15 protein-coding genes are annotated in these 17,314 nt (G+C 65.8%); 12 read left to right on the top strand and 3 right to left on the bottom strand.

All coding sequences use genetic code 11. The features are described 5' to 3' along the window. Positions 1–2 precede the first annotated feature (2 nt). From FG13_RS04340 to FG13_RS04350, 3 genes are read left to right on the top strand one after another with little or no spacing between them, the layout of a single operon-like run. Entirely contained in the window at positions 3–1,601 is a 1,599-nt protein-coding gene (locus tag FG13_RS04340) for an acyl-CoA ligase (AMP-forming), exosortase A system-associated (protein WP_035818699.1), read from the top strand. Then, complete coding sequence (locus FG13_RS04345) at positions 1,598–2,857, top strand: pyridoxal-dependent decarboxylase, exosortase A system-associated (protein ID WP_035818702.1); 1,260 nt, start codon at positions 1,598–1,600, stop codon at positions 2,855–2,857. The genes FG13_RS04340 and FG13_RS04345 overlap by 4 nt, the downstream gene beginning before the upstream one ends. Beyond that, positions 2,854–4,797, top strand: coding sequence for an asparagine synthetase B family protein (locus FG13_RS04350; protein WP_035818705.1), 1,944 nt, complete (start codon positions 2,854–2,856; stop codon positions 4,795–4,797). The genes FG13_RS04345 and FG13_RS04350 overlap by 4 nt, the downstream gene beginning before the upstream one ends. Here the strand turns inward: FG13_RS04350 and FG13_RS04355 are convergent. Together FG13_RS04355 and FG13_RS04360 are read right to left on the bottom strand one after the other, a co-directional pair. After that, complete coding sequence (locus FG13_RS04355; RefSeq protein WP_035818707.1) at positions 4,706–5,641, bottom strand: polysaccharide deacetylase family protein; 936 nt, start codon at positions 5,639–5,641, stop codon at positions 4,706–4,708. The genes FG13_RS04350 and FG13_RS04355 overlap by 92 nt on opposite strands. Beyond that, on the bottom strand, positions 5,638–6,930 hold the full coding sequence (locus FG13_RS04360) for a putative O-glycosylation ligase, exosortase A system-associated (protein ID WP_035818709.1): 1,293 nt from the start codon (positions 6,928–6,930) through the stop codon (positions 5,638–5,640). Before FG13_RS04360 ends, FG13_RS04355 begins: the two co-directional genes overlap by 4 nt. Positions 6,931–7,067: 137 nt before the next feature. On the opposite strand from FG13_RS04360, the gene FG13_RS04365 reads away from it, so the two are divergent. The 6 genes from FG13_RS04365 to FG13_RS04390 all read left to right on the top strand — a co-directional run bounded on the left by FG13_RS04365 (position 7,068) and on the right by FG13_RS04390 (position 15,550). After that, the gene (locus tag FG13_RS04365) at positions 7,068–9,152 is read left to right on the top strand and encodes a glycosyltransferase (protein WP_235211664.1); all 2,085 of its coding nucleotides are present in this window, start codon (positions 7,068–7,070) and stop codon (positions 9,150–9,152) included. 15 nt (positions 9,153–9,167) lie between these two features. Beyond that, positions 9,168–10,649 carry a lipopolysaccharide biosynthesis protein gene (locus FG13_RS04370; RefSeq protein WP_035818713.1) on the top strand — a complete coding sequence of 494 codons (1,482 nt, stop codon included), beginning with the start codon at positions 9,168–9,170 and terminating at the stop codon, positions 10,647–10,649. A gap of 2 nt (positions 10,650–10,651) precedes the next feature. After that, positions 10,652–11,725: a glycosyltransferase family 4 protein gene (locus FG13_RS04375; protein ID WP_035827206.1), complete on the top strand. Its 1,074-nt coding sequence runs from the start codon at positions 10,652–10,654 to the stop codon at positions 11,723–11,725. Next, positions 11,715–13,262: an MBOAT family O-acyltransferase gene (locus tag FG13_RS04380; protein WP_035818715.1), complete on the top strand. Its 1,548-nt coding sequence runs from the start codon at positions 11,715–11,717 to the stop codon at positions 13,260–13,262. Before FG13_RS04375 ends, FG13_RS04380 begins: the two co-directional genes overlap by 11 nt. A gap of 2 nt (positions 13,263–13,264) precedes the next feature. Then, a complete protein-coding gene (locus tag FG13_RS04385) occupies positions 13,265–14,458 on the top strand; it encodes a hypothetical protein (RefSeq protein WP_035818718.1) in 1,194 nt (397 codons plus the stop codon). An 87-nt stretch (positions 14,459–14,545) separates the two neighbouring features. Further along, positions 14,546–15,550, top strand: a complete 1,005-nt coding sequence (locus FG13_RS04390; protein WP_035818721.1) for a 2-hydroxyacid dehydrogenase — start codon at positions 14,546–14,548, stop codon at positions 15,548–15,550. Here FG13_RS04390 and FG13_RS04395 read toward each other — a convergent pair. Then, positions 15,539–15,901: a TfoX/Sxy family protein gene (locus FG13_RS04395; RefSeq protein WP_035818725.1), complete on the bottom strand. Its 363-nt coding sequence runs from the start codon at positions 15,899–15,901 to the stop codon at positions 15,539–15,541. The two genes, FG13_RS04390 and FG13_RS04395, sit on opposite strands and share 12 nt — an antisense overlap. A 96-nt stretch (positions 15,902–15,997) precedes the next feature. Between FG13_RS04395 and FG13_RS04400 the strand changes: the two genes are divergently transcribed. From FG13_RS04400 to FG13_RS04410, 3 genes are all read left to right on the top strand, one after another. Beyond that, positions 15,998–16,231 (top strand): hypothetical protein, encoded by a 234-nt coding sequence (locus tag FG13_RS04400; protein ID WP_035818728.1) that lies wholly within the window; start codon positions 15,998–16,000, stop codon positions 16,229–16,231. Beyond that, positions 16,228–16,689, top strand: a complete 462-nt coding sequence (locus tag FG13_RS04405) for a MepB family protein (RefSeq protein ID WP_035818731.1) — start codon at positions 16,228–16,230, stop codon at positions 16,687–16,689. The genes FG13_RS04400 and FG13_RS04405 overlap by 4 nt, the downstream gene beginning before the upstream one ends. A 138-nt stretch (positions 16,690–16,827) precedes the next feature. After that, entirely contained in the window at positions 16,828–17,130 is a 303-nt protein-coding gene (locus FG13_RS04410; protein ID WP_035818733.1) for a hypothetical protein, read from the top strand. Positions 17,131–17,314 lie beyond the last annotated feature (184 nt).

Raw genomic sequence — 17,314 nt, forward strand, 5'->3', positions numbered from 1 at the left:
CGATGGCGACACTGATACACGATCTGATCTTCGAAACGGCGCAGCGCAGCCCCCACGCGCCGGCCCTGTCGTGGCAGGGCGAGGAAGTGAGCTATGCCGCGCTGGCGCAGTCCGTGCGCGCGGCGGCCGCTGCCTTGCTGACCCTGGGCTTGCAGCGCGGCGCGCGCGTGGCCGTGTACCTGGAAAAACGCCCGGAAAACGTCAGCGCCATGTTCGGCGCGGCGGCCGCCGGCGGCGTGTTCGTGCCCGTCAATCCGCTGCTCAAGCCGGACCAGGTGGCGTATATCCTGGCCGACTGCAACGTGGACATCCTCGTCACCTCGCGCGAACGCCTGGCGCAGCTGGGCCCGGCGCTGGCCGCCTGTCCGGACTTGCGCACGGTGCTGCTGACGGGCGAAGGCGAGGCGCAATCGAGCCTGGGCAAGATACGGCTGCTGCCGTGGAACGCCGTGCCTGTCGCTGGCGCACCCACACCCCGGCCGCACGGGGCGATCGACATCGACATGGCCGCCATTTTATATACCTCGGGCAGCACGGGGCGGCCGAAAGGCGTGGTGCTGTCGCACCGCAACATGCTGGCGGGCGCGCTCAGCGTGTCGGGCTATTTGCGCAACACGCCGGAAGACCGCATTCTGTGCGTCCTGCCGCTCAGTTTTGACTATGGCTTGAGCCAGCTGACGACGGCCTTTGCCAGCGGCGCCTGCGCCGTGCTGATGAATTACCTGCTGCTGCGCGATATCGTCGAAGCCGTCGAGCAGGAAGCCATCACGGGCCTGGCCGCCGTGCCGCCCCTGTGGGTGCAGCTGTCGCAGCTGAGCTGGCCCCTGTCCACGCCCCTGCGCTACATCACCAATTCGGGCGGCGTGATGCAGCGATCCACGCTCGACCGGCTGCGCCAGTCGCTGCCGCGCACGCAGGTCTACCTGATGTATGGCCTGACGGAGGCGTTCCGCTCGACGTATCTGGCGCCGGAACAGCTGGAGCGGCGCCCCGACTCCATCGGACAAGCGATTCCCAACGCGGAAGTGCTGGTGCTGCGTCCCGACGGCAGCGTGTGCGACGCCGACGAGCCGGGCGAACTGGTGCACCGCGGCGCGCTGGTGGCGCTCGGCTACTGGAACGACGCGGCGCGCACGGCCGAGCGCTTCAAGCCGCTGCCGCCGCAGGCCAGCGGCTTGGTGCTGCCGGAACTGGCCGTCTGGTCTGGCGACACGGTGCGCCGCGATGCGGACGGCTATCTGTATTTCGTCGGCCGCAGCGATGACATGATCAAGACGTCGGGCTACCGGGTCAGCCCGGCCGAGATCGAGGAAGTCGCGTATGCGAGCGGACTGGTGGGCGAGGCCGCCGCGCTGGGATTGCCCCACGCCGTGCTGGGCCAGGCCATCGCCTTGCTCGTCACGCCCGCACCCGGCGTGGAATTGCAGCGCGACAGCGTGCTGGCCGCCTGCCGCGCCCGCCTGCCCAGCTATATGGTGCCGCTGTGGGTGGAGATCCGCGACGGCGTGCTGCCGCGCAATCCGAACGGCAAGATCGACCGCCCCTTGCTGGCCAGGGAACTGGCGCGCGCGTATGCGGTCCAGACAGGAGATGCGGCATGAAGGACTTGATCCGCTCGAACAATACGGAATTGCCCACGCACTCGGCCTTGGGCCAGCAGTTTGCTGTGGAAAACGACATGCTGCAGATTGGCGGCGTGCCCTTGCGCCAGCTGGCCCAGAGGGTGGGCAGCACGCCGTTCTACGCCTATGAACGCGCGCACATCACGCGCCGCGTGGCGCAATTGCGCACCGCCTTGCCGGCCGGCGTGCACTTGCATTACGCCATGAAGGCCAACCCCATGCCGGCCGTGGTGCAGTGGCTGGCGGGGCTGGTCGATGGCATCGACGTGGCCTCGGGCGGCGAACTGGCGACCGCGCTCGATACGCCCATGGCGCCGCAGCGCATCAGCTTTGCGGGGCCGGGCAAGAGCGATGGCGAACTGGCGCGGGCCGTGGCCGCTGGCGTATTGATCAACGTCGAGTCCGGCGCCCAGCTGGAAAAGGTGGCGCTGGCCAGTGAACGGCTGGGCCTGGCGGCCAGGGTGGCCGTGCGCGTGAATCCCGATTTCGCCTTGCGCCGCACGGGCATGCGCATGGGGGGCGGCGCGCAGCCGTTCGGCGTCGATGCGGCCCTCGTGCCGGCGCTGCTGGGCCGGATCGGCCAGCTGGGCCTGGATTTTCACGGTTTTCACCTGTATGCGGGTTCGCAAAGCCTGTCGGCGTCAGCCCTGGCCGAAGCGCAGGCGCTGAGCGTGCAACTGGCCCTGCAACTGGCCGACAGCGCGCCATCGCCCTTGCGCACCCTGAATATCGGCGGCGGCTTCGGCGTGCCGTATTTTCCCGGCGATCAGGCGCTCGACCTGGCGCCTGTGGCGGCAGGCTTGCAGCGGCAGCTCGCCATCCTGGCCCAGGCGGCGCCCGGTACGCGCCTGAACCTGGAACTGGGCCGCTATCTGGTGGCCGAAGCCGGTATCTATGTGTGCACGGTGATCGAACGCAAGGTGTCGCATGGGCAGGTATTTCTCGTCACGGATGGCGGCTTGCACCATCATCTGGCGGCCTCGGGCAACTTTGGCCAGCTGATCCGCAAGAATTATCCTGTCGCCATTGGCAACCGGCTGCAGGGAGGGCCGCGCGAAGTGGCGTCCGTCGTGGGGCCGCTGTGCACGCCGCTGGACTTGCTGGCCGACCAGATGGAGATGGCGCGCGCCGAGGAGGGCGATCTGGTGGTGGTGTTCCAGTCGGGCGCGTATGGCTTGACGGCCAGCCCGACGGCCTTTCTCGGCCATCCGCTGCCGGCCGAGGTGCTCGTATGAGCGGCCTGTGCGGTTGGCTGGCGGCGCTTGGCGGCGTGGGTACCGTCGGCACGGCTTCCGATGGCGTAGCGTCGAGCGCGCTGGCAGGCATGGTCGCGCCCTTGTCGCGTTTCGATAGCGCACCGCTGGCCGCCAGCGTGAGCGAAGTGGGCGGCGTGGCCGTGGCCGCCATCGACGGCAGCCGCCATGTATATCAGCAAGATGGCTTGCAAGTGGCCATTTGGGGCCGGCCCGAGCTTGACGGCTCGGCCGACGACGTGGCGTCCCGCCTCGCGTCCCTGTGGCTGAGCCGGGGCGTGGCCGCCTGCGCCAACCTGTCCGGGCCTTTCTGTCTGGCCATCCTCGATTCCTTTTCCGGCTCGGCCCTGCTGGCCGTGGACCGCGCCGGCATCCACCCGCTCAGCTATGCGAGCAATGCGCAAGGCTTGTTCTTTGCCTCCTCGCATGACGCCTTGCTGGCCCATCCATCCGTGCGGGGCGCGCTCGATCCGCAAGCGCTGTATCACTATTTATTCTTCCACATGGTACCCGGCCCGGCCACGGCCTATCTTGGCCAGCAGCGCCTGCTGCCCGGCGAATACCTGCATGTGCGCGGCGGCAAGCAATGCAAGGGCAGTTACTGGCAGCTGGCTTTCCACGAGCCGCCAGCAGGGCGCGCGCGGGCCAGCTTTGCCAGCAACAAGCAGGAATTCCTGCGCCTGCTGCGCCAGGCCGTGGAAAGCAGCCTGGGCGCGGATGGCGCGGACACGGGCGCGTTTCTCAGCGGCGGCACGGACAGTTCCACCCTGGCCGCCATCATCGGCCAGGTGACGGGCCGGCCCGCGCGCACGTATTCCATCGGTTTTGATGCGCCCGGCTATGATGAAATGGCGTATGCGCGCCTGGCCGCCAGCCACGCGGGCAGCATCCACCACGAGCGCTACGTGACACCGTCCGACGTGCTGGCCGCCATCCCTGCCATGGCGGCCATCTTCGACCAGCCTTTCGGCAATGCCTCGGCCATTCCCGCTTACTATTGCGCGCAGATGGCGCGCGAGGATGGCGTGACGCGCCTGCTGGGTGGCGATGGCGGCGATGAATTGTTTGGCGGTAATGAGCGCTATGCGCACCAGGCCTTGCTGTCGCAGTACGAGCGCTTGCCCGTCATGTTGCGCCAGGCCATCATCGAGCCGCTGCTGTTCCGCCAGCAACGGGGCAAACCGTGGCGGCTGGCCGACAAGGCGCGCCGCTACATCGAGCAAGCGAGCCTGCCGCTGCCGGCACGGCTCGACAGCTACAACCTGCTGCTGCGCCACGGCCACCGCACGGTGCTGGAAGCGGGCTTCATCGACACCATCGACCTGGGCATGGCGCCCGGCTGCGTGAATGGCGCGTATTGGGAGCGCCAAGGCCAGGGTTTGAGCCAGATCAATGAACTGCTGGCGCTGGACATGCGTTTTACCCTGGCCGACAACGACCTGTTCAAGGTGCGCAAGGCGTGCGAGCTGGCCGGCGTGGAAGCGGCGTTTCCCTTTCTGCACGATGCGATGGTGGCGTTTGCCGCGCGCCTGGCGCCGCGCGACAAGCTTGACGGCATGCGCCTGCGGCCTTTCTTCAAGCGAGCGCTGGCGGAAATCTTGCCGCCGGCCATCGTGCGCAAGAAAAAGCACGGCTTTGGTTTGCCTTTCGGCCAGTGGCTGCACAGCCATCCTCCGTTGCGCGAATTCGCGTTCGACAACCTGACCCAGCTGCGCGGGCGCGGCATCGTGCGGCCCGCCTTCATCGACGATCTGCAAGGGCGCTTGCTGGCGGAACACCCGGCTTATCACGGCACCATGGTGTGGCTGCTGCTGATGCTGGAACAATGGCTCAGCCAGCATCCGGGCGCGCTGGGTGCGCTTGCCGGCGGTTTTGCCGCATGCGCCACAGAAACGCCAGCCGTCCTCGATCCCACGGCGTAAAACGGGGCAGTTGCAGCAAGTCCAGCTCCGCGCCGGGACGCGCCACGCCCCAGTCCGTCGCCACGGCCGCCTTGAAACCGAGGCTCTTGACCATCGCCACGTGCGGCGCGCCATAATCGCGCCCGGCCTTGCCGTTCGGATACGCAAACAGGGTCACGGGCGCCTGGATCAACGCTTCCAGCTGGCGCTTGCCGTCTGCAATGTTTTGCCGCGCCGCATGGTCCGGCAAGGTGGACAGAATAGGATGGCTGTCCGTGTGCGCGCCCAGCCCCATGCCGGCCGCCTGCAACTGGCGCAGCTGCGCCGTGCTCAGCATGGCTGGCGGGCCTGCCGCAACGCCCGCCTGGCGGCGGATGTACATGGCCAGCTGCTGGCGCCGCGCGAACGGCAGGTATTTGAGCTGGCCCAGCAGGGTGGCGATGGCCGTTTGCCGCTGTGCCAGGCTGGCGACGGGGAACGCTCCCAACTCATGCTCGCGCAAGTCCAGCATAGGTCCTGCCGCGTGGCGCACGGCCTCGATCACCGTGTCGTTCCACATCTGTCCCCCGTCCAGGTAGCCCGTGGCGATGAAAAACGTGGCGTGCAAGCCGTGGCGCCGCAGCAGCGGCAGGGCGATTTGCGCATTGTCCGCATAGCCGTCGTCAAACGTGATGCAGGCGGCGCGCTGCGGCAGGCTGGCATCTTGCAGGCGCTGCACGGCCTCTCCGAGCGGCAGCGGCGTATAGAAACGTTTGATAAGGCGCAACTGGCGCTCGAACAGCACGGCATCGACTTCGCCGGGAAACAGCGGGTCGGGCCGCGCCAGCACGCGGTGGTAAATCAGGATGGACAAGGTGGCCGTCATGGCTGCTCCGCGATGGCTGTTCCGGGTTTGGCCCGGCGGGCCGTGGGCGTGGGGGCCGTGGCTTGCTGCTCGACGACGATGCGCGTGGCGATCAGCGCGGCCATCAGGTAATACGGCATGTCGAAGTACAGCAGGCTGAGGAAGGCGCCGCCCACGGCAAAGCCGATCAGGCTGGCCTGGCTCATGGTGGCCAGGCCCAGCGCCCAGCGCAATTCAGGCTTGCCCCGCGTGCGGCGGATGATGGCGGCGGCAGTGCGCCAGGTGGCGATGCCCAGCGCCAGGTAAATCAGCAAGCCGACAAAGCCGTGTTCGCCCAGCGCCTGGAAATAAATGCTGTGGGCCGCGTGCACATCCATGGGATTGGGCGCGTAGCGGGCAAAGATGGAGGCGTCGGACACGTCGAAGCCGCCGCCGGGAAAACGGTCGCGCGCCAGGTTCCAGGCCATGCGCCAGGCGTTCAGGCGGCCCATGGCGGAAACATCGTCCTGGTAGGTATTGATGGTGTCCATGCGTTCGGCCCAGCGTTCGGGCATGAAGGCCAGCAGCAGCGGCGCGACCGCGCCGAGCAGCGCGCCCAGCACCAGCTTGCGGTCGCTTTTCAGCCACATGAACAGGCCCATGGCGGCAATGGCCAGCAGCCCGCCGCGCGAATACGAACCCAGCGCCGCCAGGGCCGACAGCAGCATCGCCGCCGACAAGCCATGGCGTACCCAGCGCTTGTCCGTGTTTTGCTGCAAATAATACATGAGGGGGATGGTGATGATCAGGGCCAGGGCCAGGGAATTGTTATCGCCAATAAAGGTTTCTTCCGGCCCCCAGACCCGCTCCGTGCCGCCACTGCGGATGGTAAAAATGCCGCCTTTCACGCCGTAATAGCCGATCGAGCCGACCAGCACCCAGACCAGGCGCACGATGTCGCGCCGCGTGCGTATCACCATCATGATGACAAAGCTCATCAGCATGATCTTCATGACCTTGTTCCACTGCACCCACGACGCCGCCGGCAGCAGGGCGAACGGGGCCGTGACATTCATCCACACGACAAACAACAGCAGCAGCACGCTGACGGGCGTGAGCGGCAAGCTTTTCGGCTCGCGCGTCATGAGCAGGCTGAGCAGGGTGGCGACGGCGATGATGAAGGCGAACGGCATGTGGGTGGCAAAGCCCCAGCCCTGCGTGTGCGGATTCATCACGCTGACCCAGACCCACATCAGGCCGCCGATGGCCGGCGACTTCAGGATGAAGGGCAGCGAACCGAGGATGATGATGGTAATCAGTATGTCGCGCATGAAGGGGGACGCTCCTGGTTGTGTCCGGGCTGGCAAGGTATTGATGCCTGTCAACGGGCTGGCGGGCAGGCTCAGTACACTGGATCAATACTGCTTGATGCATAGTTTTGTCATGGTAAGACCAAGGAGGCATGTCCTTGTTGACCGTTCTCATGGCGACCTACAATGGCGCCGGCACCTTGCCCCAGGTATTGCGCGCCTACATGGGGCTGCGCGCGCCCGTGGGCGGCTGGCGCCTGATCATCGCCGACAATGGCAGCACGGACGCCACGGCCCAGGTGATCGCCGCCTTCCGCGGGCGCTTGCCCTTGCGTTCCGTCTATGTGGCGCGGCGCGGCCGCAGTCCCGCCCTGAACGGGGCCGTCGAACACGCCTTGCGCCTGGGCGGCGATGGCGGCGAGCTGTACGTGTTTGGCGACGACGACGCCATGCCCGCACCGGACTGGCTGTGCCGCTTGCAGGATAGCGCCCGCGCCCACCCCGGCTACGCCCTGTTCGGCGGCGCCATCGTGCCCGCCTGGCGCCAGCAACCGGAAGACTGGCTGCTGCGCCTGACGCCCGTTGGCTTGACGTGGGGCATCACCAGCCCAGACCTGCGCGACGCGCCCATCTATCCGGGTCTGGTCTGGGGCGCCAACATGGCGATACGCCGCCGCATCTTCGAGGCGGGCGCCCGCTATGACGAAAGCATCGGCCCGCAGGGGGCCAATTACGCCATGGGCAGCGAAACCCGGCTTAACCTGGAAATGCATGCGGCCGGCAATCCATCCTGGTTCTGTCCGCAGGCGAAAGTGGCGCACATCATCCGCGTGCCGCAAGTGCAGCGCGCCTGGATACTGCGCCGCGCCATGCTGTTTGGCCGGGGCCAATGCCGGTTGGCCACCTTTGCACCGAGCGTGGAGTTGCTGGGCGTGCCACGCTGGATGCTGGGCAGATACGTGCGCGATACCCTCGGCGCCGTGCGGGCCTGGCTGCGGCGCGACCACGCCGACCTGTTCCTGCGCCAATGGGAGCGGGCGTGGCTGCGCGGTTTCTTCCATGAAGCGTGGCGGGGACGGCGCAAACGCTTGCCGCGCATCGTCATCAGCAGCTATTCAGGCGAGCTGGGCGGCATGGAGCTGCGCATGGCGCAAGAGGCGAAAATGCTGGGCGCGAGCGGTTACGACAGCGTGCTGGCCCTGCGGCGCTTTCCCGGTTTTACTGCCTGGGCGCAAGACTTGCGCGCAAGGCAGATGCAAGTGCGCGTGTACGAGCCGCCTTTGTTTCTCGAACACTGGGCGTGGCGCCGCTGGAATTGGCTGCGCGCCAGGGTCACGGGCGCCTGGCGGCTGCGGCGGCTGCGGCCCGATCTGGTTCACGTGGCCTTTTGCTGGACCAGTTATGGCGCGTCCATCCTGTGGCTGGCCCGGCAATGCCGGCTGCCGGCCGTGATCAGCGTGCACAATGCGTTTCCCCTGGAAGCCTTCAGCGACTGGCAGCGGCCACGGCTGCAGGAAGCGTTTCGCAGCGTCAAGGGCGTGTATGCCGTGTCGCCATCGGCCATGCGGCATTTCCTTGAGCTGTACCGCGGCATGCTGAACCCGGAAACGCGGCTGGCCGTGATACCGAACGGTGTCGATACGGACACGTTCATTGTCTCGCCCGAACGGAGAGTATTGGCGCGGCGACAACTCGGGCTGCCGCCGGACGCGCTGGTGCTCGGTTGCGTGGCGCGGCTGTCCGCACAGAAGCGTCCCCAAGCGCTGCTCGCCCTGTTCGCCAGGCTGGCTGCGCAGTTTCCAAACTTATATCTGGTGCTCGTGGGCACGGGGCCGCTGGAAGCCATGCTGCGGCTGCAGGCGCAGCAATCGGGCTTGCACGACAGAATCGTGTTTGCCGGTTTCCAGCAGCGCGTCGAGTTGCTGATGCCGGCCTTCGACTTGCATGTGTTGCTGAGTCAAAACGAGGGCTTCGGCATCGCCACGATCGAGGCCATGGCCTGCGGCGTGCCGGCCGTGGGGACGGATGTGCCGGGCACCCACGATATCCTGCACGACAGCGAAGGCGGGCTGCTGCTGCCGCTCGACGACGAGCACGCCGCTTGCGCGGCTGTGGCGCAGCTGCTGGCCGATGCACCGCGGCGCGCCCGCATGGGACGGCTGGCCCGCGAAGAAACCGTGCAGCGCTATTCGATGCCGCGCCTGGAACGCCAGCTGCGCGCATTTTACGCCGGCCTCGTGTAGGCGCGGGCGGCCCGCATGAGTGCCACCCGCCATTCGTTTTTCTTTTCCTTCGCCGAAAAATATACGGTGCTGCTGCTGGGCATTGTCGCCACCATGGTGCTGTCGCGCCTGCTGACGCCGGCCGAGGTGGGCGTGTATTCGCTGGGCGCCGTGCTGGTGGCGCTGGCGCAAGTGGTGCGCGATTTTGGCGTGGGGCAATACCTGATCCAGGAAAAGCAGCTCGATACCGTGAAATTGCGGGCCGCGCTGGCCACCAGCCTGCTTGTCGCCTGGCTGCTGGCGGGCCTGGTGCTGCTGGCCAGCGCGCCGCTCGCGCAGTTCTATGGCGAACCCCGGCTGACCCTCGTGTTGCGTTTGCTGTCCATCAATTTCCTGTTGATCCCGTTCAGCGCCTTGACCTTGCCGATGCTGCGCCGGCAACTGCGCTTTCGCGCCATCTATGCCATCAACGCGGCCAATAGCGTGGTCAACCTGCTGGTGGCCGTGCTGCTGGCGCTGCAGGGCTACAGTTACATGAGCATGGTGTGGGCGGCGCTGGCCGGTTCCTGCGCCTCGCTGCTGGTGAGCCTGCTGGTGCGGCCCAGGGAACTGCCGTGGCTGCCGGGACGGCGCGGCATGGCAAATATCGCCCGCTTTGGCGCGTATGCGACGGGGGGCGGCCTCGTTGACGAGGCGGGCGTGGCGGCGCCGGACCTCATCATCGGCAAGCTGATCGGCATTGAAAGCCTGGCCCTGTTCGGCAAGGCGCAAAGCGTGCTCAATATCTTCAACCAGGCCATCACCAGCGCGATTTCTCCCGTGGTGTTTCCCCTGTTCGCGGCGCGTGCGCGCGAGGGTGGGGGACAGGGGGGGTGGGGCGGGGCGGAACTTGTGTATTTGCGCACCATCAGCTACATGACGGCGCTGGCCTGGCCGTTTTTTCTCTTTCTCGCCTGCATGGCTTTGCCCCTGGTCAAGGTGCTGTATGGCACGCAATGGCTAGCCTGTGTGCCCTTGATCCGCATCATGTGCCTGTCTTCGGCCGTGTATAGCATGTTCAGCATGGCCCGCTACCTGTTCGTGGCGACGGGCCAGCTGCATGCGCAAGTGCGGCTCGATGCCTGCGCCGGCGTCATCAAGGTGGCGCTGCTGCTGGCCGCGGCGCCGTTCGGCCTGGTGGTGCTAGCTTGGGCCGTGGTGCTCAGCAACGTGCTGCGCAGCTGGCTGAACTACAGCTGCCTGCGGCGTTTGAGCGCGCTGGACTGGCGCACCCTGGCGCGGGCCTTGCGCAAGAGCCTGCTGCTTTGCGGTGTCAGCGGCGTCGCGCCCATCGCTTCGCTGCTGTGGCTGCCAATGGAAACCCCGGCGCTGCTGGCGCTGACGGGCACGGCGCTGGCCACCTTGCTGTGCTGGCTGGCCGGTCTGTTCCTGTTGAAACATGAGCTGGCCGGCGAATTTCTGTTATTGCAACGGAAGCTGACAGGTCGTTGGCTGGCAGTCAAATCCACGAAAGGATGACCATGCGTGTCGGTATCTTGTCCTACCCGATGCTGTTCCAGCGCGACGGCGGCTTGCAGATCCAGGTACGCGAAACCATTGCCGCGCTGAACCGGCTACCCGTGCAGCCGGCGCGGCCCCTGGAAGTGCAGCTAGTCGACGCCAACCATGAGCGGCTGGCCGATTTCGACGTGCTGCACGTGTTTTCGGCGAGTAACGGGACTTACCGCATCATGGAAATGGCCAGCGAGCAAGGCGTGCCCGTGGTGCTGTCGCCGCTGCTGTCGCCGGGCTGGGGCCGGGCCAGCGCCTGGCGCGCGCGGCTGGCCGACCGGCTGGCGGGGCGCCTGACAGAGTGGATGGTGCAAACGAGCTATGCGCAAACCCGGCGCGCCTTGCAGCTGGCCGACGTGGTCATCGCCCTGGGCGAGGCCGAGCGCGACGCCATCGTGCAAGGTTTCGGCATGCCGGCCGACGCCATTCGCGTCTTGCCAAATGGAATCAACCCGCATTTCTTCACGGCCAATGGCGATCTGTTCTTGCGCGAGACGGGCATTGCCGGACCGTTCGTGCTGATGGTGGGCAGCATTTCGCCGTATAAAAACCAGCTGGGACTGGCGCAGGCGCTGGCGGGCGCCGGCTTGCCCCTGGTGCTGATCGGCGCCGCGCCGCGCGAGCAGCAAGCGTATCTGCAACTGCTGCTGGACTTGCCGCACGTCAGCTGGCTGGGCGCGCTCGACCACGCCGATCCGCTGCTGGCCAGCGCCTACCATGCGGCGGCCGTGGTGGCCTTGCCCAGCCAGGGCGAGGTGTTTCCTTTGAGCGTGCTCGAAGCGCTGGCGGCCGGCACGCCTGTCGTCATGACGGCGCAAAGCGCGCTGGACTTGCCCGATTCCGCCTTCGCGCTGCGCAAGGTGCGCTGGGACGACGGCCCCGCGCAGCGCCAGGCCATCCTCGAACTGCTGGCGCTGCCACCCGAACGCGCCCGCGTGCAAGCGCTGGTGGAACGTTTTACGTGGGAGCGGGTGGCGGCGCAAATTGCCGAGTGTTATTACCAGCTGCAGTCCTTGCCTGCCAGGAGGCAACATGCTGTTTAACTCCTTCGCCTTCCTGTTCGGCTATCTGCCCATCGTGCTGGCCGGCTATTTTCTGCTGGACCGATTCACGTCTTCCGCCAGCTGGCGCCTGGCGCCAGCCGTGTGGCTGGCGCTCGCCTCGCTGTTCTTCTATGCCTGGTGGGACGTGCGCTATCTGCCGCTGCTGCTGGCCTCGATCTGCGTCAATTATGGCGCCGGGCGCCTGCTGGGAGCCAGCACGGGCGCGGCCCGCAAGCGCGTGCTGGTGGCAGCCCTGGCCTTGAACCTGGGGCTGCTTGCCTACTATAAGTATGCAAATTTCTTCATCGACAGCGTCAATGCCGTCGCCGTGGCCGCCGGTGCTGGCGCTGAAAGCCTGCCTTGGCATGGTCTCGACATCATCCTGCCGATCGGCATCTCGTTTTTCACTTTCACGCAGATCGCCTTCCTCGTCGATTGCTACCGGGGCGAGGTGCGCGAATACCGCTTCATCCATTACGTGCTGTTCGTCAGTTACTTTCCGCACCTGATCGCCGGCCCCGTGCTGCATCACCGCGACATGATGCCGCAGTTCGCCGACCCGGCCAACGCCCATCCGCGCGCCGCCAACTTCGCCATCGGCCTGTCGATCTTTACCATCGGGCTGGCAAAAAAAGTGCTGATCGCCGACAACCTGTCGCCGCTGGCCATGCCCGTCTTCGCGGCCGGCGCGCAGCCGACCCTGATCGAAGCGTGGATCGGCGTGCTGGCCTACACCTTTCAGCTGTACTTCGACTTTTCCGGCTATTCGGACATGGCCATCGGCCTGTCGCGCCTGTTCGGCGTGAAATTGCCGCTGAACTTCAATTCGCCGTACAAGGCGGCCAATATCGCCGACTTCTGGCGCCGCTGGCACATGACCTTGTCGCGTTTCCTGCGCGACTATTTATATATCCCGCTAGGCGGCAGCCGGCGTGGCGAGGCCATGCGCTACCGCAACCTGATGCTGACCATGCTGCTGGGCGGCCTGTGGCATGGCGCCGGCTGGACCTTTGTCATCTGGGGCGGCTTGCACGGCCTGTACCTGGTGCTGCAGCAGGCGTGGCAGCGCATGTTTGGCGCGGCCACGGCGCGTTGGTGGCCGAGCTTGCTGACTTTTCTTGCCGTCATGCTGGCCTGGATCTTTTTCCGCGCGCCCGACGTGGCCACGGCCTGGGACATCACGGGCGCGCTGGTGGGCGCGAACGGCGTGAGCCTGCCGCGCGGCCTGGCCAGTCACGCGGCCAGCCTGGCGCAGTGGGGCATGCATCCGGCGTTCGACGGCATCCGCTGGATCGAACTGGTGGGTCCTGGCTTGCCCGTGCTGCTGGGCGCCATGCTGCTGGCTTTCCGGGCGCCGAACACGCAAGAAATTTTCTTTCTCTACGAGCCTGCCATTGAAAGAATATTTCAACCGGCTGGGCGCTGGGCCTTCAGCTGGCGGCCCACGCCGCGCTGGAGCCTGGGCTTTGCCGCGCTGTTCATCGCCTGCATTTTCGGCATGAACCGGGTTACCGAATTTCTCTACTTTCAATTCTGACCATGGATACCAACGCCCGCCGCTATCTCGCCGTCTTCCTTGCCTGCGCGCTGGGCGCGCTGGCCCTGGTCTCCGCCATCAACTATCAGGTCGATCCGTATTTGCTGCACCAGTGGGACAGCCCGCTGGTGCAGCGATTGCGCCCGACCAACGAAAAACTCAGCGTGTGGGGCAAGACGTACGCCGTGGCGCGCTACCGGCCCGCCGTCGTGTATATCGGCAATTCGCGCACGGAAATGGGCTTGCCTGCAAGCAGCATGCGTACCTTGTTCGATGGCAAGAGCGTCTTCAACAGCGCCGTCTCGGGCGCTTCGATCGGCGACGCCATCCGCCTGGCCGAACACGCGGCCCGGGTCAGCCATGTCGACACCCTCGTGTGGGGCATCGACGCGCCTTCGTTTTCCCTGGAGCTGGGCTCGGCCGGCGTGGAGCCGGGCTTGACGGACGGCGGCCCCGCGTTTTTCGCGCGGCGCGCCTTGCTCAACCTCAAGCGTGGCCTGACGGTGGACATGACCCACGACAGCTGGCGCATCCTCAGCGGCACTTATGACGGCGTGTGCCTGTCCAGCCTGGCCTTGCACGGCCAGCGCGACGAGTCCTGCATCACCAGCCGCAACCATGGCTGGGCCGGCACGGCGCGCGCCTTCAAGCCGCGCCTGCAGGAGTTCGGCGATGGCGCCGGCCCCACCGAAGCGGCGCTGCATGCCTTCGATGCGAGCGTCGGGAAGCTGTGCCGTGGCGGCACGCGCTTGCGCCTGTACATCAATCCCACGCACGCGCTCACGCTCGACGCCCTGTACTGGCGCGGCAAGTGGGACGCCATGGAAGCATGGCAGCGCGACCTGGCGCAAATGGCCGGGCGCTACCGCAGCCAGGGCTGCGACGTGCGCGTGTATGATTTTTCGGGCTTTAACAGCATCACCAGCGAGGCTATCCCGCAAGTGACGGGCGCGCGCGAAATGCGCTATTACTGGGAAGCGTCGCACTACCGCGACAATGTGGGCCGCTTCATCCTGGCGCGCCTGTTCGGCGGCCCGGTGCCGCCGCCGGCCGACTTCGGCGCCGAGCTGACGGTAACGGGCATCGCGGCCCACCAGGCGGCCATGCGCGCCGCGCGCGAGCGCTACCACGCGCGGCACGCCGAGGAAACGGCGTATCTGCGCCACGTGCTGACCTTGCCGCGCGAACCCAAATAGGCGGCCAGGGACGCCAGGCGTACAGCGTGGGGCAGGGCGCTTGCGCTATGATGGTGTTTTGCCATACAGCAAGTTCCAGGACGCCCCATGAAAATCGCTTTCTTTGCCAGCCAACCCTACGACCGCCGGTTCTTCGACGAAGCCTTGCCGTCCCAGCCCGACGCCACCGGCATCGAACTGGTCTACCACAGCGCTTTGCTGAGCCAGGAAACCGTGGTCCTTGCGCAAGGCGCCGACGCCGTCTGCGTCTTCGTCAACGACGTGCTCGACGCGCCCGTGCTCGAAGCCCTGCATGGTTACGGCGTGCGCGCCATCCTGCTGCGCTGCGCCGGCTACAACAACCTCGACCTGGAAGCGGCCAAGCGCCTGGGCCTGTTCGTCGCCCGCGTGCCCGCGTACTCGCCGGAAGCCGTGGCCGAATACACGCTGGCCCTCGTGCAAACCCTGAACCGCCACACGCACCGCGCCTACGCCCGCGTGCGCGAAGGCAATTTCTCGCTCGATGGCTTGCTGGGCGCCACCTTGCACGGCAAAACGGTCGGCATCGTCGGCACGGGCAAGATCGGACTGGCCACGGCGCGCATCTTCAAAGGCTTTGGCTGCACGGTGCTGGGCCATGACCCCTATCCTGCGCCCGCGTTCGGGGAACTGGGCACGATGGTGGAGCTGCCGCGGCTGCTGGCCGAGTCCGACATCGTCTCGCTGCATTGCCCCTTGATGGACAGCACGCGCCACATGATCAGCGACGCAACCTTGCCGCTGATGAAGAAGGGCGCCATGCTGGTGAACACCTCGCGCGGCGGCTTGATCGACACGGGCGCCGTCATCGAGGCGCTCAAATCGCGCCAGCTCGGTTCCCTGGCCATCGACGTGTACGAGCAGGAAAGCAATCTGTTCTTCCAGGACCGCTCGTCCGACATCATCGACGACGACATCTTCCAGCGCCTGATGACCTTCCCGAACGTGCTGGTGACGGGCCACCAAGGTTTCTTTACCAGCGAAGCGCTGCGCGAGATCGCCGCCATCACATATCACAACCTGGCGTGCTTCCGTGAAGGCAAGGCGTGTGAAAACAGCGTCTTAAGCAGCTGACGCCGGTTTTTTAGGCTTGGACGGCGGCTTGGGTTTCGGCAGCGGCAAGGCGTCGGCCGTGCGCCGCGCCAGCTGGCTGAGCCAGTCGCGCTCGTCCCACAGCCCGCCATCGATGAGGAAATACGGCTTGGCTTGCGGATAGGGCGGCGCTTCCTGCAGCGAGCCTTGCGCACTGATCCAGGCGCGTCCCGCGTCCGTCGGCTTGATGAACAGCTGGTCGTCGGCGACGATGGCGAACATCTTGCCGTCGCAATACAGGCCATATTCCCCAAACATTTTCTTCGCGCTGATGCTGCCCGCGCCCGCCATCTGGTCGAGCAAAAAATCCACCGTACCTTGCTGTGATGCCATGTCGTCCTCCGTGTGAAGGAATAGTGTAGCGCACTGGCCAGGAGAGGCCAGTGCGGCTACACTACGGCCATTGATTTTTTTGCACGACCTCCCCCCATGACACCCGAGCATATTATTCACCGCGGCATCCGCATTACCACTCTGGCCGCCAGCGACGCCATCGACACCCATTGCCCACCGGGCCACACGGCCATCCGCCAGCAGGCCGACGGCTGGTGGCTGTATTTTGTCGACGAGGATGGCAAGGTCGACGGCTACGACAGCCCGTTCGCCAGCCATGCCGAAGCGCTGTGGGCAGCCAAGGCCGCCGCCGAGTTCAGCGCGCAATGAAGGCCAGTCCATGGGCTTTCCTGGGCTTGCCGCAAGCGCCCGTGCCGGAAGCGGAAAGCGCGGACTACGGCGCCTGCCGCACAGAACTGCACGGCAAGCGCCTGGTCTTGCGCGTGGCGAAAACCACGCCGACAAAAACCGGCCAGTTCGTCACCGTCTGGAAGCGCCCCCATCCCGACGCCGACATCGCGCCGCTGGACGAAGCGGACGCTGTTGATGTCGTCATCATCGCCGTCAGCGATGAGGTACAGCACGGCTTTTTCATTTTCCCGCGCAGCGTGCTGGTCGAACGGGGCGTGATGTCGCGCGCCGGCCAGGGCGGCAAACGGGCGCTGCGCGTGTATCCGCCCTGGTGCGCGCCGGAATCGGTCCAGGCTTTGCGCACGCAGCGCTGGCAGAGTGCCTGCTTTGTGGCGGCGGGGGATCAGCAAAGGCTGGAACAACTGTTCGGGCAGTGATTGTCGGTGGTAGCACAAGTTCCGTAGTGCAGGTTCAAGCCGGTGGTGTAGTTGCAGGCGATAGTTGGCTGCTGCACTTGACCCCCTCGGTTCTTTACTCTTCGGGCCCGCTGGCTCAGCTACAAGTTAGGTTGCGATATGGAGTATTCATTTTCACGCTTGATAATTGCGGCCAGTTTGGCTTGTTTAATCATGGGTGCGGCCGCTATTCAACAGATGCGCCTTGGTCGCCCCATCGCTAAAGTAAAATACTTTCTGCTTAAATTGGCGGTGTTGGTCTGGCTGGTGAGTGGACGATTTGTCGGAACATTCTACAGTCATGGATTCGATGTGGCGTGGTACATTTTTGGTGTCGCCGTCAGTTTGGCCGGATGTGTCGTCGCAGGCATTGCGGTGTTTGCCTGGGCGTTTTTCACAAGACGCAAGCAGGACAGACAATAGGCTGTATGAAGTGACGAATTTCGTTGCCGACCGATATTTGCTTCCCGCTGCGGATGCAATCGGTCACGCCAGCAAAGGCGGAACGCAACGCATCCGGGAAAACGACCGCCCATGACTGATATTTGACGGCCTGTCGCAATCCTGCATTGCGCCCGTACAAGGTAACGTATCGTCAATTTTTCCT

The organism is Janthinobacterium sp. RA13, assembly GCF_000745325.1.
Lineage (GTDB): Bacteria > Pseudomonadota > Gammaproteobacteria > Burkholderiales > Burkholderiaceae_D > Janthinobacterium > Janthinobacterium rivuli.